We start from the raw sequence: 275 nt of genomic DNA, 5'->3' as shown, positions 1-275 counted from the left end.
GTTCTTCTTCTTCTCTTATTTCGCGACTGCGATGCGTCCGTCCAGTTCCAACTGGAGTGGGTCGTGTGCGCCGAGCCATGCCACGATGAGATCGGCCACGGCCATGCCGTCGGCTTCGACGTCGCGGCCATTTTTTGCCGAGCATGGTGTAGTTGTCGCCGCCGCGAAAGAGGAAGTCGCTGACGGCTATGCGGTAGTCGGCGTTGGGAGTGAGGGCTGTGAAGTGGCCGTTGGCGTCGGCGGTTTCGATGGAGGTGATGCGGCTGCCGGCTGGC

General features: G+C 62.2%; 1 protein-coding gene. It reads right to left on the bottom strand.

What is annotated here, in order from left to right; all coding sequences use genetic code 11:
* The coding region (locus tag DVDV_RS21945) for a 5'-nucleotidase C-terminal domain-containing protein (protein ID WP_254845500.1) at window positions 1-250 on the bottom strand (250 nt) is incomplete at its 3' end.
* Between the last annotated feature and the right edge of the window lie 25 nt (window positions 251-275).

Origin of the sequence: Desulfovibrio sp. DV, from assembly GCF_001936595.1 — a bacterium.
In the GTDB taxonomy this organism is placed as follows: domain Bacteria; phylum Desulfobacterota; class Desulfovibrionia; order Desulfovibrionales; family Desulfovibrionaceae; genus Solidesulfovibrio.
The sequence above is the reverse complement of the archived record's forward strand: the minus strand, read 5'-3'. Positions and strand labels throughout refer to the sequence as shown.